Source organism: Pirellulimonas nuda, assembly GCF_007750855.1.
In the GTDB taxonomy this organism is placed as follows: Bacteria; Planctomycetota; Planctomycetia; order Pirellulales; family Lacipirellulaceae; genus Pirellulimonas; species Pirellulimonas nuda.
Genome location: NZ_CP036291.1, coordinates 3,542,643 through 3,559,208, shown reverse-complemented (window position 1 = coordinate 3,559,208; position 16,566 = coordinate 3,542,643). Strand labels below are relative to the sequence as shown.

Annotated in this window: 7 protein-coding genes; 2 read left to right on the top strand and 5 right to left on the bottom strand. The window is 69.7% G+C overall.

The features are described 5' to 3' along the window. Positions 1-35 precede the first annotated feature (35 nt). Entirely contained in the window at positions 36-2,129 is a 2,094-nt protein-coding gene (locus tag Pla175_RS13900; protein WP_145285944.1) for a serine/threonine-protein kinase, read from the top strand. Here Pla175_RS13900 and Pla175_RS13895 read toward each other — a convergent pair. The 3 genes from Pla175_RS13895 to Pla175_RS13885 all read right to left on the bottom strand — a co-directional run bounded on the left by Pla175_RS13895 (position 2,113) and on the right by Pla175_RS13885 (position 9,001). After that, a complete protein-coding gene (locus Pla175_RS13895; protein ID WP_145285939.1) occupies positions 2,113-3,060 on the bottom strand; it encodes a DUF1559 domain-containing protein in 948 nt (315 codons plus the stop codon). The two genes, Pla175_RS13900 and Pla175_RS13895, sit on opposite strands and share 17 nt — an antisense overlap. Further along, positions 3,057-8,432 carry an autotransporter-associated beta strand repeat-containing protein gene (locus Pla175_RS13890; protein WP_145285936.1) on the bottom strand — a complete coding sequence of 1,792 codons (5,376 nt, stop codon included), beginning with the start codon at positions 8,430-8,432 and terminating at the stop codon, positions 3,057-3,059. Before Pla175_RS13890 ends, Pla175_RS13895 begins: the two co-directional genes overlap by 4 nt. 182 nt (positions 8,433-8,614) lie before the next feature. Then, positions 8,615-9,001 carry a hypothetical protein gene (locus tag Pla175_RS13885; RefSeq protein WP_145285933.1) on the bottom strand — a complete coding sequence of 129 codons (387 nt, stop codon included), beginning with the start codon at positions 8,999-9,001 and terminating at the stop codon, positions 8,615-8,617. 298 nt (positions 9,002-9,299) lie between these two features. Here Pla175_RS13885 and Pla175_RS13880 point away from each other — a divergent pair, with 298 nt between their 5' ends. Next, entirely contained in the window at positions 9,300-9,905 is a 606-nt protein-coding gene (locus Pla175_RS13880; RefSeq protein WP_145285928.1) for a sigma-70 family RNA polymerase sigma factor, read from the top strand. A 746-nt stretch (positions 9,906-10,651) separates the two neighbouring features. Here Pla175_RS13880 and Pla175_RS13875 read toward each other — a convergent pair. Both Pla175_RS13875 and Pla175_RS13870 read right to left on the bottom strand, forming a co-directional pair. After that, complete coding sequence (locus Pla175_RS13875) at positions 10,652-12,946, bottom strand: TonB-dependent receptor domain-containing protein (protein WP_145285925.1); 2,295 nt, start codon at positions 12,944-12,946, stop codon at positions 10,652-10,654. A gap of 132 nt (positions 12,947-13,078) precedes the next feature. Further along, a complete protein-coding gene (locus Pla175_RS13870) occupies positions 13,079-16,450 on the bottom strand; it encodes a serine/threonine-protein kinase (RefSeq protein WP_197526816.1) in 3,372 nt (1,123 codons plus the stop codon). Positions 16,451-16,566 lie beyond the last annotated feature (116 nt).

Genomic DNA, 16,566 nt, shown 5'->3' with positions numbered 1-16,566 from the left:
CGCGTCCCACTTACGTGCACCCCAGACGCCTGCGGATGATTGGACCCACCGACGGAAGCGGCCCCGAGACGAGCCTGGACGAGGTTCTAGCGGAGTACCTGCGACGGCTTGACGCGGGGGAACGCCCCGAACCTGACACGCTGATCGCGGCCCACCCAGCGTTTGCCGACCAGTTGCGAGACTACTTTTCAGAGGAGCACCACGTCGAGCGGATGGGGCGGCGCAGCACGCTGGCGCTCGCCACGCAGGCCGACGGCGGCAACACGCTCGAGGTGCGCTGCCCGCACTGCCAGTCGCCCAAACGGGTGGCGGTTGACGCGTCCTTTGTGGACCTGGTCTGCGCGTCGTGCGGCAGCCGGTTCTGTCTGGTGGGGGGGCCGCAGGCCACGCGCGAGGCGCCCGCGGTAACCCGGGTCGGACGGTTCGAATTGCTCGAACGGCTCGGGGTCGGCGGCTTCGGTTCGGTCTGGAAAGCACGCGACACCGAGCTCGACCGGGGGGTGGCGGTCAAGATCCCACGTCAGGGGATGATGGACGCGGATGAGTCCGAGAAGTTTTTGCGCGAAGCGCGGGCGGCCGCCCAGCTGCAGCACCCCAATATCGTGGGCGTCCATGAGGTGGGGCGTGACGGCGACACCATCTACATCGTCAGCGACCTGATTCGGGGCGTCACGCTCGACGACTGGCTCACGGCGCAGCGGCCGCCGGCGCGCGACGCGGCCGCGCTGGCCGTGAAGATCGCCGAGGCGCTCCACCACGCGCACGAGAAAGGGGTGATCCACCGCGACCTGAAGCCCGGCAACATCATGATCGACGGGGCCGACGAGCCCCACCTGCTGGATTTTGGGTTGGCGCGGCGGGAGGCCGGCGAGGTGACCGTCACCGTCGACGGGCAGGTCTTGGGGACTCCGGCCTACATGTCCCCCGAGCAGGCCAAGGGGGAGAGCCATGCAGCCGACAGGCGTAGCGACGTCTATTCCCTCGGCGTGACGCTCTTCCGCCTGCTCACCGGGGAGCTGCCGTTCCGCGGAAACGCCCGGATGATCATGCACCAGATCATCCACGACGAGGCCCCGGGACCCCGGAAGCTCGCTTCGCACATCCCCAGGGACCTGGAAACGATCACGCTGAAGTGCCTTGAGAAAGACCCTCAAAAGCGGTACCAGACGGCGCAGCAGGTTGCCCAAGAGCTGCGGCGTCACCTGACCGGTGTGGCGATCTTGGCCCGCCCCACGTCGCGGCGCGAGCGGCTCTGGCGATGGGTGAAGCGGAACCCCGCCGCCGCACTCGCGGGTGGGCTGGTTGTGCTGCTCGCGGTTGCGGGGCCGTTGGCGGCGGTCGTGTTCCGCGGCCAGCGTCTGGAACTGCAGACCCGCTACGCCGAGCGGAACCGCCTGATCCGTCAGAAGGACCAGGCGGTGCGGGCCGCCGACGATACGACCAAGGCGCTCCGCGACCGGCTCGACGCTTGGGAAGGGAGGGCCAACCCCTGGGAGTTCTGGCCGCCGTCGCCGGCCCAGCCGCTGCGACGCGATCTGGCGGCCGACTTGCTGCGATCGCTTGCCCCGATCGAGCCGGGCGGAGGACCCGTCCCGGCCGCGGGCCGCCGGGAGGCCACGCTGTTGCAACTCGCCAAGGCGCAGCTCGCAGACGCACTAGGGGATGCGGACGCCGCGCGAGGGCACTACGAGGCGGCGACCCAGTCGCTCGCTTTATTCCGTCCAGAGGCGCAGGATCCCGCCCAAATCGATCACGCGTTGGCGGTCTGCTACACGCGGCTGGCGCGCCTCGCTCTGGCGGACGATCGGGAGGGGGCGGCGGACCTGCTCGCTCGGGCGCGGGGGCTGAACCAGCGGCTGGCGATGCAGGCCCCGGCGGAGCCGGCTCTGCAGCTGGATTGGCTGGAGTCGGAGTGGGCGTTGACCAAGGTGCTGGGCTTCGCATCGGCGCAGGCGAACCTGGCCCGCGTCGCGGAGCTGAAGCAGGAGTTGGAGGGCCGCTGGCCGCACGACCCAGAGTCGGCGTACCTGATGGCCTGCCAGCTCACCGGCAACCCGCCGTTGACCCTCCGGCCGCCCGGCTCGGCCCAGGCGTCCGATACAGAAGGGGCGTCTACGGCCGACCCCTGACCTCACCGCCGGCGATCGTCGCCATGTCTTCGTAAACGGTGAAATCGATCTCCTCCGACAGGAACTGGACGCCCGCGTCGCCCAAGCAGAACTGGGCGCCGCCGGGGTGGAGGCTCGCGAAGTTCAGGTCGTTCAGCAGTATCGTCTTCTCGGCCCCCGGGGGGACCGAGAAGTCGCCGACGAAGTAGCCCCATTCGGCGCGGTCGGCGTTGACCGGGTAGCGGATGTTGCTCGCCGCGAAGCTGCAGACCCGTGTGGGGGGCGCGTCCCGCCAGTTGGCCCCGGTCATCCAGTCGTGGAAGGTCGTGTCGCGTTCACCGATGGCCAGCGTGTGCGACGTCCCGTCCTCGATCTGCGCGACGCGGGTCCGGCTCCCCGGGAAGAAGAAACCGTTGGCGCTCAGGTCGCCGCACTGCGCGTCCTCGAGGTCGAGGTACCCGCCGGATCTCAGGGCCCCGGCGACCCCGTAGTACTTCGACTCCTTGAGCAGCAGCGGGTTGTCTTGCTGCGCCGGGGTGCTCGGGCACACCAGCGGGGCGATCACGACGGTCTGGGCCGACCAATCGAGGGCGCCGCCGTCGGGGGTCGGCCCGATCTGTTCGTAGAGGGCCCCCTCTTCCATGTGGGGCAAGATCAGCACCCGCCAGCTGACGCCGGGGAGTTTCTCTTGGTCGTGCAGCTGTGCGCCGGCCGGGAACGCGCCGTGTTGGGATTCGTAGGCGTGGACCGCGAGCCCCAGCTGCCGGAGGTGGTTGGCGCAGCTGCTGCGACGGGCCGACCCGCGGGCCGACTGGACCGCGGGCAGGAGCAGCGCGGTCAGGACGCCGACGATCGCGATCACCACCAGCAGCTCGACCAGCGTAAACCCGCTCAGCGCCGGTGGAGGTGCGTCGGGCGAGGGCCGGACGTGGGGCCGCCGGGGAGCGTTCATCGTAGGCGCCCCGTTCCGACGGCGCCGCGGTTGGGGGCGCCAATCCGGAGCCTGCGACGCCGCGTCGGGGCCGCCAGCCACGGGGCCGCGACGGTCACGAGGAGCACGGCGGACACCGGCTCGGGGACGGCCAACCGGCCCGAAATCCCCGCGAGCACCTCCGCGTACGAGGCGCCCCCGCCCGCAGCATAGTACGTCGCGAAGCGGCCAACGTCGTCGAAATCAAGGCGCCCGTTCCGGTCCAGATCGCCGACGGCGATGTGGCGGCCCGGTTGGAAGAAGCCGTCGTCGTAACCGTCGGGGTCGCGTAGGGCGTGGGCGAACCCGGCCCAATCGCCCGGGTCAAGGAACCCGTTTCCGTTCATGTCGGCCAGCAGCGACTGGAAGCCGGTCCCCGGCGTCAAAGCGACCTCGACGGTGTGGGACCCGTAGATGACGATGACCCCATAGCTGGAGTTCGGCGAGTCGGCGTCGACAAACCGTCCGCTCACGCCCCCCGCGGCGGTCAAGGCCGTGATGTACTCCAACGCGACCCCCGACGAGAAATTGGGGGTGTAGCCGTTGTAGAGCGGCACGGCGAGCGACCCGTTGAGGTCGGCCGCGCCGGTCACGATGACGAGGTCGTGTTCTACGCTGGGGGTAAGCCCGCCGAACTCGATCTCGAGCGTGCTGCCGGCAAGCTGCGTGTAGTCGCCGACAACCGTCACGATGCCGGGCGAGGCGCCAGGCGCCAGCCGGCCGGCGTTTGCGACGTCGCCCAGCAGGGTCAGGCTCCCCCCCAGCACGCCCGTCTGCGGGATCGTGAGGGTCGCCGCCTGGGCGCCCTTGCGGACCACGACCGTCCCCTGGCCGTCGAGCCTTCCCCCCGATGGTAGCGTGTAGCCTCCCAGCCCGCTGAGGTCGAGCGTCGAGGCGGCGGCGACGTTAATCGACCGGCTCGCCCCCAGGCCCCCGGCCGAGGCGACCGCCAGCACGCCCGCCGAGATGCGCGTCGGGCCGCTGTAGTCGCTGGCGCCCGAGAGGGTGAGACGACCGGCGCCGGTCTTGTGGAGCCCGGCCGTTCCAGCGATCGGCGCTGAGATCGCGTGGGTCCCCGCGACGGCGTTCAGCTGCGCCGCGCCGGTGAGCGTCAGGCGGTGGACGCCGTCGGCGCCGATCGTGTAGCCGTACGTGGCGTTGTCGAACCTGACCGAGGCGACAGTCGCGTCGAGGTCCAGGACGATCGTGGCCGGGCCGCTCACCAGCGCCGCGGAAAGGATCGCCTCGTCGTTGGGGCCGTTGGGCGCGAGGCCGGCGGTCCAGCTCGCGGCGCTCGACCACGCCCCGCCCCCATCCTCGAGCCAGGAGTTCACGACGTCCGCCGTAAGCTGCAGGTACCCCCCGCCAAAGTACGGGATCCGGTTTTGTCCGGGTGCGAACAGGCTGTTGAGGTGGACCTGCGCGCCGGCGCCGCCGCCGGCCGAGGGGTCCCAGGCGTAGACATTTAATCCGTTGAGGGTCAGCACCGAGTCGGGGTAGACCACCAAACCGTTCGGGCCACCGACGCCGTACAGGTAGAGCGACTCGTCCTGGCCGCCGGCGCCGCCGCGGTTGCCGTTGTCGACCGCGTCGACGAGCGTCACTCCTGTCCCTTGACCGGGCGAGCCGACCAGCAGGCGTCCGAGTCCAAAGTTGCCGGCCGTCGCCCCGCCCACCAGCAGGTCCGCGCCCCCCACCTCGAGCTGCTGGGCGCCGCCGCCGACCAGGTTCAACACTCCGCCGTCGTAATCGAACTCGATCGCGGGGTAGGAGACGTCCCCCCCCACGCGGAGCGTCGCTTGGTTGTCGACCAGCAGGCTTGCCGAGGCGCCCAGCACGAGGTCGCCGGCGACCTCGATCCCCGAATCGAGCCCGTCCGCCTCGATCCGCACCGAGCCGCTTGCGACGAGGCCACCGAGCGACAACCGGCCGCCGGTGCGGGCCTGAAACCTCAGGGTCCCACCGTTGTTCTTCTGGATGGTGGTGACCCCCGAGAGGTCGAGCACGCCCCCGCCGGCGGCCTCGATGGTCTGCGTCCCGCTGGTGGCGACCGACGTGATCGAATCCAGCGACGGCAGCCCCAGCCGCGAGCCGGCGCCGGACGCCGAGAGCAGCGTAGCGCTGCCCGGGTTGGTCACCAGCGCGTAGCCCGTGGCGCTCACTTGGTTGAACACCCGGCCGCCGCTGACCGCGATGCGGGCGTCGTCGATCACCGCCAGCGTGCCGAGGTTGACGGAGGTCTGCGGCGTGAGGCTGAGCTGGGCTCCGGTGATGTCGGTGACCCCCAGGGCGTTGACGGTCCCCCCCGCGGCGACCGTCATGCTCGCGTACCGGTAGGCGGCCAGCGCCGGCAGGTTGAGGGTGCTGCCGCCGTCGACCGCGACGCTCATCCCGGTCGTCTCGCTGAGGCCGGCGAGGGTGAGCAGCCCGCTCCCCGAGACGTCCATCAGCGTGCTGCCGCTGATCGACTGCAGGGCGCTGAGGTCGAGGCTGCTGCCGGCGCCCGCGACGCGGAACCTCAGGGTCCCGCCGTTGTTCTTCTGGATGGTGGTGACCCCCGAGAGGTCGAGCACGCCCCCGCCGGCGGCCTCGATGGTCTGCGTCCCGCTAGTGGCGACCGACGTGATCGAATCCAGCGACGGCAGCCCCAGCCGCGAGCCGGCGCCGGACGCCGAGAGCAGCGTAGCGCTGCCCGGGTTGGTCACCAGCGCGTAGCCCGTGGCGCTCACTTGGTTGAACACCCGGCCGCCGCTGACCGCGATGCGGGCGTCGTCGATCACCGCCAGCGTGCCGAGGTTGACGGAGGTCTGCGGCGTGAGGCTGAGCTGGGCTCCGGTGATGTCGGTGACCCCCGGGGCGTTGACGGTCCCCCCCGCGGCGACCGTCATGCTCGCGTACCGGTAGGCGGCGAGCGCCGGCAGGTTGAGGGTGCTGCCGCCGTCGACCGCAACGCTCATCCCGGTCGTCTCGCTGAGGCCGGCGAGGGTGAGCAGCCCGCTCCCCGAGACGTCCATCAGCGTGCTGCCGCTGATCGACTGCAGGGCGCTGAGGTCGAGGCTGCTGCCGGCGCCCGCGACGCGGAATTTCAGGGTCCCGCCGTTGTTCTTCTGGATGGTGGTGACCCCCGAGAGGTCGAGCACGCCCCCGCCGGCGGCCTCGATGGTCTGCGTCCCGCTGGTGGCGACCGACGTGATCGAATCCAGCGACGGCAGCCCCAGCCGCGAGCCGGCGCCGGACGCCGAGAGCAGCGTAGCGCTGCCCGGGTTGGTCACCAGCGCGTAGCCCGTGGCGCTCACTTGGTTGAACACCCGGCCGCCGCTGACCGCGATGCGGGCGTCGTCGATCACCGCCAGCGTGCCGAGGTTGACGGAGGTCTGCGGCGTGAGGCTGAGCTGGGCTCCGGTGATGTCGGTGACCCCCGGGGCGTTGACGGTCCCCCCCGCGGCGACCGTCATGCTCGCGTACCGGTAGGCGGCGAGCGCCGGCAGGTTGAGGGTGCTGCCGCCGTCGACCGCGACGCTCATCCCGGTCGTCTCGCTGAGGCCGGCGAGGGTGAGCAGCCCGCTCCCCGAGACGTCCATCAGCGTGCTGCCGCTGATCGACTGCAGGGCGCTGAGGTCGAGGCTGCTGCCGGCGCCCGCGACGCGGAACCTCAGGGTCCCACCGTTGTTCTTCTGGATGGTGGTGACCCCCGAGAGGTCGAGCACGCCCCCGCCGGCGGCCTCGATGGTCTGCGTCCCGCTGGTGGCGATTGACGTGATCGACCCCAACGACGGCAGCCCCAGCCGCGAGCCGGCGCCCGCCGCCGAGAGCAGCGTGGCGCTGCCAGGGTTGGTCACCAGCGCGTAGCCCGTGGCGCTGAGCGAGGCGGTTGCCCCCCCCACAACGCTGACCCGTGCGTTGCTCCCAAAGCCGACCCCGCCCCCCAACGCGTTGAATTCGGCGCCTCCGCCGTTGAGCGCGAGCGTCCCCTCGAGCAGCGTGCCCCCCAGCACCGACAACTTCTGGCCCGCGGCGATGGAGAGATTCGCGTTGCCGGCCAGATTCAACGCGTCGATCTCGACCGGGCTTGGCACGCCAACGTCCAGATTCACGGTCAGATCAGTCGGGATCACGACGGCGTAGGTGTCGACGCCGTTTGCCGGGGTTTGGTTGGCGTCCCAGTTCCCCGGGTTGGACCAGACGCCGCCGCTCGGGCCGGTCCACCGCGCGACGATCTGCGCCGCGTCGGCCGGCGCCGGCGGCAGCAGCGTCAGGGCCGAGAGGACTACGGGGCCACACCACGCTCCGCGGTGGCGCGACCGCCGCGAGACGCAGAGGTACGCCACGGCCAGGGCGAGCAGCAGCCCGGCGGCCGGTTCGGGAACGGGTCTCGCGAGCGTGGCGCCGGCCGGCACGCCGAAGTTGTCCCGCCAGACGTCGTAGTCGCCGGCGTCGATCACGCCGCTTCCGTCGCCGTCGGCGGCCAGGCCCGCCCCGGCCTGCGTGAGGGAGTCGCGCCACACCGAGTAGTCGGCCGCGTCGACGAACCCGTCTAGGTTGTAGTCCCCCGGCGCCGGCGTTGTGCGGAGCAGCAGGTCGGGGGTGTCGCCCGGGAGCGTGACGCCGCGGTCGCTGGCGCCGGCGGGCCCGGCCCGGTAGACCGGACCGGCCCCGTCCCCAAACACCACCATCGTCTGCGCCGAGCCCGCCCCGAGGTGGTTCATCCCCAGCTCGCCGATTTGCAGGAACAGCGCCGCGTCGGGCGAACCGGGTTCAAGCTGGAGGCTGAGGGTGGCGATGAGCCAGGCCGGGGCGCCCCCCAGGGACGGTGTGCAGAGACCGTCCCCCGGGTCGCACAGCGGCCCGATGTCGATCGTGTCGTTGCTGAAGATCGAGTAGCCCTGCGCCCCTTGGAGCGGGTAGGCGTCTCCCGCCAGCCGCCGCTGCGGGGTGGTCAGCGCCAGCCCGGTTCCCGCGTCGTTGACGAACTCGAAGCGGCGCGCGTTCGGGCCGATCTGCGGGTTGTGAACCGTGATCGAAGCTTGCGTGAAAATCACTTCGGGGTCGGGGGCGACTAGGTTGAGCGAGAAACGCTGCAGCACGTCGAACGGGTTCTGGAGCGGATCGTACGCACCTTCGGCGACGGTCGCGGGCTGCGCCCAGAGGTAGAACAGCCGCGGCGCCCCCCAGGGGGCCGGCACGGAGGGCGACCCGGGGCCGGCGGGCGCCTCGGCCGACGTGGCGATCCAGAACCGGGCCGGTTCGGCAGGGGTCGGTGCAGCCAAGAGCACGAGCAGCAGCAGGCCCAGCACCGGTCCGGTCGTCTGGTCCCGCACGCTCACCCCAAGCCTAGCGGTGTTTGCGTGGCGCATCGTTGCGGCGTCGGCGTTGCGTGGTGGGAAGGGGCGTATCGGTGCTACGCATAGTAACACCAGCCGCCCGCCGAAAACACGGAAAACCGAGGATCGGCCGCGGGCCCGGTTGGGCGACGCCGCGGGCCGCGGAGGACCGGCCGGAGACCGGCGAGGGGCAGCCCGCGGCCGGGTCGCCCTCCTCAGAGCACGCCCACCTGCGGGGGCTCGAACCGCTCGCGGCCCGCCTCGGCCGGCGAGACGTCGTTCTGCAAAGGGTCGGTTTCCCCCCCACGGGTCGCGAAGTAGCAGAGCCAAGCCAACAGGATGACCGGCATCAGCGGCAGCAAAACCGTCAACTGGAGGCAGGTCCATGCGGCGCGGAGGAGCGTTTTTCGGCAGGCGCGACCCATCTGCCGCTCGATCGCGTGCGGTCGGCGAGCGGCAGATGGGTCCGACGCGGCGGCCGCTGCCCCGACCCGGGCGCCCTCCTCCGAGGCGGGCCTTTTTGGGGAGACGCCTCCAACGGTGGCCAGCGGGCCGTGGTAGAGAGCTGGCGGGAGAGGGTGCGTGGTGTGCGAATGATTCATGGCCTTGCTCGGTGTGGGGGGGCTTGTCGGAGAAGGACCCGGGTCGGCCGGCCGGTCGCGTTCCGCGCGGGCCGGGGCGGCCTGATCGGGTCGACGTCCTCTGCGGGGCGTCGCGTCTTGCTCTACCTGCTGGGCGCCATCCCGGCGCGTGGGGACCGCAAGAAACCCGAAAATTCGCCGCGGACTCGTCGGCTCGGGGAGGGGGCGGTCGGGCGAGACGATTGCCGCCGCCACCCGCGCCGGACAGAATGGGGGATCGGCCCCCCAACATGTCAGGCGCTGCGAACCGTTCCCGCTTATGGATCCCGACGCCCAGCTCGAGCAAGCGATCGCCGCCGCTAAGGGGGGAGACGAGCACGCGATCGACCAGCTGCTGCGTCGGTTTCACCCCGAGCTGGTTCGGCTCGCGGACCGCAAGGTGGGCGGCGCGTTGCGTCGCCGCGAGGCCCCCTCGGACGTCGTCCAGAAGACCGAGCTGGAGGCGTACCGCTCGATCGGTGAGTTCCGGGGGGGGACCGAGCCGGAGCTGCGGGCGTGGCTCACCCGGATCTTGGAGCGGAACGTCTTGAACGCGGCCCGCGCTAACCGGGCGGCGAAGCGGGACCACCGGCGTGAGCAGCACTGCGAGCCGACCCCCGGGGAGACCCAGCTCGCGTGGCTGACCCCCGGACGCGGACGCCACGCCACCGCCAGCCGCACCGTGCTGCGGGCCGAGGCAGCGGTGCGGCTGCAGGCGGCGGTCGGCCGGCTCCCTGAGGCGCAGCGAACCGCGGTCACCCTCCGGCACCTGCAGGGGGCGAGCCTGGACGAGATCGTGGTCGCCATGGACCGCACCCCGGCCGCCGTAGCGGGCCTGCTCAGACGCGGGCTCCGATCGCTCCGGGAAGTGCTGGTCGACGTGTAAACTTTCTCGTTGCGACGAGCGCGATCGAGGTCGGGAGGGGCGCGGGCCCCGCTGAGGAGGTTTGGGTCCAGCAGGGCCTTGGGCCAGGCGGCCATGGCAATCGCTTCAAGGGGGTCGCAGTCGGCGGGGGCGCCGGACGAGCAGGCCGCTTGGTTGGACGCCAAGGTCAGCGACAGCGTCACGATCATCACCGCGGACGGCGGGGTCACGGGCGCCCTCGATCATTCCGCGAGCCTCGCCTCGCTGGCGGGCGGCGTGCCCGCCGCTCGTCGCCCCCACGCGCGATCGCCCCGCACGCCGTGCAGCGGCGTACGTCCTACCCGACATCGACCCCAACCTCGTGCTCGCCCTGGCCCAGCGTCCCAAGAGCGAACGCAACACGCAACACGCAACACGCAACACCCAACACCGCGCCCGGTCCATCAACTGCTCGATAACCCCTTCGACGGCTGGGAGCCGGTGCGACGCCGCGCTGGGAAGCTCGAAGCCAGCTTGCAGTACGCACTTCGCCGCTAACGGAACATCACCCGCCGAACCGTGCCTACGCAATCACCGCCCGAATCCCAAGCACTACTGGACGCAGCGCTCGCCATTCAGCTCGGCCTAGTCGATATCGGGGCGATCGAGCGGGCTAGCGAAGGAGCTGCTCTGCTTACCCTTCGTGCGGTCGCAGAATAGTTGGCGCTATCCGTGATCGATTCTTCACGTCGCTACCCAACTACAACGCGCGCGCAGTCAGTCCCAAATCAGTAGGCAAGCTCGCCCCCGACGTACGCCGTCACCCCCGGGCGGAATACGCTAGGCCCGCCGCCGGTCGATCGAAAGTCGAGCGCCTCGCGGTAGTTGCGGTCGGTGAAGTTCTCGACGCCGGCGACCAGCACGACGCGCTCTCGCGGCCGCCAAGAACTACGCAGGTCGAACGTCACGAACGCGGGCGTCGTCGATTCAAGCAGGCTCCGCGCCACACGGTGTTGAGCATCCACCAACCGCGCAGAGACCTCCACCAGCCACCAGGGGGCGGGATCGGCCTCGTGCAGCCGCAGCCCGATCCGGCTTTCAAAGGGCAGGATGCCGGGGAGCGGCTCGTTGTCGTCACCCGTCAGCCCGCTAAAGAAACCACGCGAAAGCCCCGCAAAGTTCTCCGATGGGGTGGTCGCGGTGGCTTGGCGGGTGGCGTACGAGCCGTCGCGGTTTTGGTCGGTCCCCTCGACATACCGCAGGGTCGAGAACCCCGTGCAGGTGCCGGTGAGGTCACACTCGCCCCGCGCCTCGGCGCCCCACAGCGTCGCCAGCTTGGTATTGACGTAGTTGAGGTTGACCTGCTGGATATCGCCCTGCGGCGGGCCGGTCACCGTAGATAACGCCTGGAAGGTGATGTAGTCCCACGCCCAGGCGTGGAACAGCGTCACGTCGCCGCGAACGAACTCGGCCTGCTTGGAGGCGCGGAGATCCACCTGGAGACGCCGCTCCTTATCGAGCAACGGATTGCCCGTGACCGTGTTGAGGCCGTTCTGCAGCAAGAACATGAAGGGCTCGATCGCGTACCGCTCGGTGAGGTTGGGCGCCCGCTCGGCGTAGCCGACGCTTGAGCCGACCCAGAAGCCATCCCCCAGTTCTTGATCGACGGCCAGGTAGCACAGGCCGAGCAGCTCGTCTTGGTCAAAATCAGACGTGCCGAGGATCGCAGCGGCCGAGGTCTGCACGATGCCGACGTTGGCCAGCGACGCCGCGTCGGCCAGCACATCCATCGCGACCAAGTCGAGCCGCCCTCCGAGCTTCACGCGGGTCCCTGATTCGCTATGCGCCGCGTATTCGGCGAACAAACCGGGGTTAGCCGAATCGCTGCGGGGGATCGGGGAATTGGCGTCGTCCCACGCGAAGAACCCCTGCTGACCGCTGGTGATCTCGTTGAGCTCCTGCCGGATGTAGCGTAGATCGGCGCCGAGCGTCAGCGTCTCGCCCTCTTCACCGTCCCAAACACCGGCGGCCCGGTAGCCGGTCGACATCGAGTCGACGTTCGTGAAGCCCACGAACTCGATGAAATCGAGGTAGGGGAACTGGGCGCGTTTGCTCGGGTTCTGTGCGTTGCCGTCGAAACGCGTGCGGTTGTACCACGCTTCGACCAGCAGCCGATCGGCCCGCGGCCGATCTTCCAGCACCAGCCCCACTTCGTACCCATCGGTCACCAAATAGCTGATGTCGAAGGCCTGGCCGGGGAGCTCGACGTCCGTCTGATCGAGCCTCAGCAGGTGGAGGTCCACCGTCGTGCTCTCCGTCAGATTCGCGCCGAGGGCCACGTTCCAGCTTCGCGCGTTGTAGCTGGCCGCGACCTGCTCGCCATTGCCGGTGGTGTAGTCGCTGCCGGTGCGGTGGTTGTAGCCAACCCGGAATCCCCACACGTCGGACCCCCCCTCAAACGCCTGCCGTCCGTGCCACTGCTGGCCGTTGGCCTTGTAGTCGAGTCCCGTGACGCCGTGCGACTCGTAGCCGCCGCTGTAGCGCGGCGCCTTGGCCAGCTCGATGTCCACAAACTCAAACCCCGGCCCGTGGAGCGCGGAGTAGGGGCCCGCGACCACCAGCACATCGTCGATCCAGCGGGAGTCGATCTTGCTGACGGCCGTGTCGAGATCGATCCGGGCCGGCACCCAGTAGGAACCCGAGGCGGCCAAAGCGCCCACGCGGCTGCCACGCACGCGGGGATCGGTCACAATGGGGTTGCGGTGCTGAACGCCCAGGTTCACGACGCCTGGGGCGAGCCCGAGGAGGTCGCCGGCGTCGGTAGCGCCGCGGAACTTGGCGTCGCCGGCGGTCGCAAAATTGACCCCGAGCGGGGTCAGCCCCTCGACCGACGCTAAGCGGAGCTGAGCAGACGATGCTTGCGGCGCCTGCGGGACGATGCCCAGGTCGGCCTGCGGCAGAAGCGGCGCCTGGAACTGCGCCTGCTCGGCGCGATCGCTCGCCCACACAACGTCGCCATAGGACGCGTAGCCGTCGTGCCCAGATGCCGCATTCACCGACGCCAGCACAAAGATCGGCAGCACCAGCGATATGAAACGCCCCGCTCCCATCGTCCCCCCAGCAAAACAACACGACGGTAGTGATCGCCGCCCCAGTCCGGAAAACTCTGCCTAATCGTTACCATCGGCGCCGCCAGCAAGGCGGATGAGCTGGAGTCACTCGTGGGGCGATTCTTGACTGTTTGTTGGGGGTGGGTCGGCGGTTGCTGCTAGGCGGGCATCGACCATCTTCGCTAGCGGCGACAGCAGCCAGTCACCGGGGATGGCCTCAGCAGCGACACGGGCTTCACTCTGGGCCCGAAGTGCATCGGATGGGTGAGACACCGCCAGCCGCAAGGAATTCAAGTAGCCTTTGCTGGCGGTCTCCAGTGGGCTGCCGCCGATGATCGACGCTTGATCGAGCGGGCCCCCGGTGGCCTGCTTCGCCCAGGCCAGCAGGATCTGGCCTCGAGGGTGGTGCGGCGCGCTGGCAACGGCCGATTCGGCCCAGCGGAGCGCCGTTGTGTAGTGTGACAGGGTGGCGTCTGGGCGGGTGAGCATGAACAGGGTTGCTTGCTGGAAAATCCGCGCCTCAACCGCGCCGATCACTGCCTCACTCCACTGTTGCTGGGCGTCTTCTAACCGTTCGGCCGACGAGGCAGGCTCTTCTCCCGCCAGCAGCGTGGCTAGACGACCGTTCATCGCCGCGGACACCGAGATCGCATCCGCCGACCTGTCGGGCCCCACGCAGAGGGGCGCCAGCAAATCTAGCGCCGTCGTTAGCCGCTTGCGTGCACCCTCAAGGTCTGCCTGGATTTCCAGGGCGCGGGCCGCGTTACCGAGCGACACCGCTAACCGCAATCGGTACTGGGGAGTGTCCGGTAAGGAATCGATCAAGGCGCTCAAGACCGCTGTGGCCGCCTCTGCTGATTCCAGGGCGGCTTGATGCTCCCCTTTGAGTAGTCGTAGTTCTGCCATGGCGTCTAGCACGGCGGCACGCGCCTCGAGCACCTGCGGGCCCCGCGCTCCACTGCCGAGCAGCAACTCGGATGTTTCGCTAGCCATGGCGAGGGCAGCCTCGGCGCCGTCCGGGTCGGCCAGGTCCAACCGCAACTGGCCGAGGTCGATACGGGCGAGCATCAGCCGCTCTTCTAGCACGGGCGAGCCCGGCTGCTGAGCCAGCAGCGCCAGGTAAGCGTCGATTGCTTGCTGAGACGCGTCCGCCTCTCCGGCCAGATCCCCCAGACGCCTTCGCGCCGCGGCAAGGTAGAGCGATGCGTCGGCCGCCGACTGCCCGTAGCGTAGCTGCCGCGGATCGATGATGCGGGCGGCTTGAAAGAACGCGAGCGCTTCCCGGAACCGGCGTTCGGCGACCGGGGCGTCCCCCTCCAGCAGCTCGATCTGTCCAAGGTTCAGCTCCGCGGCCGCCAGCAGCTCACGCGGCCTGAGATCTCCGGCGCCCTCGGCGGATAGGGAGAGCGCCGCATCGCGCGCGGCATTCAAGCGTTTCGTCGCCTCTTTCATATCGCCTGTGAGGGCCGCGGCGGCGCCGAACGAAGCGAGGATTTCACACTCCGCTAACAGCGCCTGTCGATCGCCATCGGTCGAATCGCGGGTTTGGGCGGTGATCCGTGCGATCGCCCCTTGGAAGGTGCTCGACGCAGCAACCCAGTCGCCCGCCTCTGCTTGGACGCTGGCCAGCAGCCCCTCGGCCCGCGCCGTTTCGATCTGCGCTGCATGGCCGACCTCTGAGCTACGATCGACTGCCGCAAGAGCCTCGACCGCTTCTGTAAACGAATCTGCTGCCGCGGCATTCTCACGCAGCGTCCGATAGATCGATCCGAGCCGGATCAGGCTGCGGCCACGCTCGAGTGCGATCCCCGCGTCATCGCCCGACTCTGCGGCGAAGCCGCGGTACGCTTCGGCGGCCTGCTGGAGCATCGTTCGCCGGGCCTGCACGGCGCTGGGGAAATAGCGCATCGTCTCGCTAGCCCCGGTCAGCCACGCATCGACCGAGTCCCGGGCCACACCAAGCCGCTGTTCGGCGAGCCGCCTTGCCGCGGACTCGGACTCAGCCAACCGAACGGCCTCGCGGCGCGCCGCGTCGATCGCGATCGACGCCAGCCCCGCGATCAACGCCGCGGCGAGCGTTCCGACCACGACGGGCGTGACCCATTTCCAGTGACGCCGCAAGAACCGGCTGGCCCGTTCGGTCGGAGAGTCGGCGTGGGCGATAAGCGGGGCGTCCGCTAGCCATGCCTCCACATCGTCCGCCAGGGCCCGTGCGCTCGGGTACCGGTCCGCGGGACGCCTCGCCATCGCTCGGTCGCACACGGCTGCCAGGGGAGGGGGGATCTCGCGCGCGAGTTCGCGTGCCGGCGTGAACTCGGCCGCCTGCGCACGGCGGAGCTTCTCGTTGATCGTCTCTCCGCGGATCGGCGCCTTCTCCGTCAACAAGTAGTAGAGCGTCGCCCCGAGCGAGAACACGTCGGCCGGCGGCCCGAGCGCCGCGATATCTCCGGCGGCCTGCTCCGGGCTCATGAACTCGAGGGTCCCCATCACGCTGCCCATCTGGGTCGCCGAATCGCCGGAGTACGTGGCCCGCACCTTCTGCTCGCTCACCGGCGCTAGGGTCTCCTCTGGCTCGGACATGATCCTGGCCATGCCCCAATCAACCACGTACGTCTCGCCGTGCTTGCCCAGCATGACGTTGTCCGGCTTCAGGTCGCGGTGCAATACCCCACGGCTGTGGGCGTACTGCACCGCGTTGCAGACCTCGACGAACCGCGTGAGCAATCGCCGGAAGTCGAGGTTGCCGCGGTCGAACCTGCTGCTCCGCGGCCAGCCGCGCGCTAACGTCTTGGCGGCGCCGCGGAGGCTCTCACCGCGGATAAAGCGCATCGCGTAGAAGGGCCTCCCCAGCGGATCGACCCCAAGTGCGTACACCGGCACGACGCCGGGGTGCTCCAGGGCGCCGGTGATCTCCCCTTCGACGAGAAACCTCCGTCGCTTCTCCGGGTCGTCGGCGTACTTCTCTTGAAGCTCCTTAAGAGCGACCTCGCGACGCACCTGTTCATCGCGCGCCACCGAAACCTCGCCCAGCCCACCGGCGGCGTGCGGCTTGAGCTTGACGAAACGCTCGCCCGCGGCCGTTTGACGAACCAGCCCGCCGCCCCGTTCCCCTGAGACGACGGATGTGTCGTGGTCCGACTGCTCGAACAGAACTGTCGGCGCGCTTTCTCGGTCGGATCCCCCCTGCGATTCGTTCAACGCAATCTTGAGGGAACCGAGGGTAGGGCAGGACGCCAGCACGCGATCAAGCGACGCTCCGGCCCTCAGGTGGGCCACCGACGCGATCTCTGTCAATAAGTCGTGCTCGTCCGCCCGTAGCGAGCCGGATTGCACAAGCCGCTGTCCGAGCGTCTGGTCGCTATCCGTTTCGTCCTGCGAAGTCAGCTGACGCAAGGTCTCGGGCGCTACTAGCCCAAGCTGCACGGCCAAAACGGCGTACAACAGTTGCTCGACGTCGGGCGGGAGTTCGGCTGGCACGGGGCAGGGGGGTGGAAGACCGAGGAAGCGACGTCCCCAAGATCGTATCCGCCCGGTCCCGTGGGCGGAATCTTCACCCGCGATAACAGTGGAGAAAAAGCCGCATGGAGGCTAAG

Excerpts from the sequence above, each read along its gene's own strand:
- Pla175_RS13900 (WP_145285944.1), top strand. The coding sequence starts at position 36 with ATGATTGGACCCACCGACGGAAGCGGCCCCGAGACGAGCCTGGACGAG.
- Pla175_RS13895 (WP_145285939.1), bottom strand. The coding sequence starts at position 3,060 with ATGAACGCTCCCCGGCGGCCCCACGTCCGGCCCTCGCCCGACGCACCT.
- Pla175_RS13890 (WP_145285936.1), bottom strand. The coding sequence starts at position 8,432 with ATGCGCCACGCAAACACCGCTAGGCTTGGGGTGAGCGTGCGGGACCAG.
- Pla175_RS13885 (WP_145285933.1), bottom strand. The coding sequence starts at position 9,001 with ATGAATCATTCGCACACCACGCACCCTCTCCCGCCAGCTCTCTACCAC.
- Pla175_RS13880 (WP_145285928.1), top strand. The coding sequence starts at position 9,300 with ATGGATCCCGACGCCCAGCTCGAGCAAGCGATCGCCGCCGCTAAGGGG.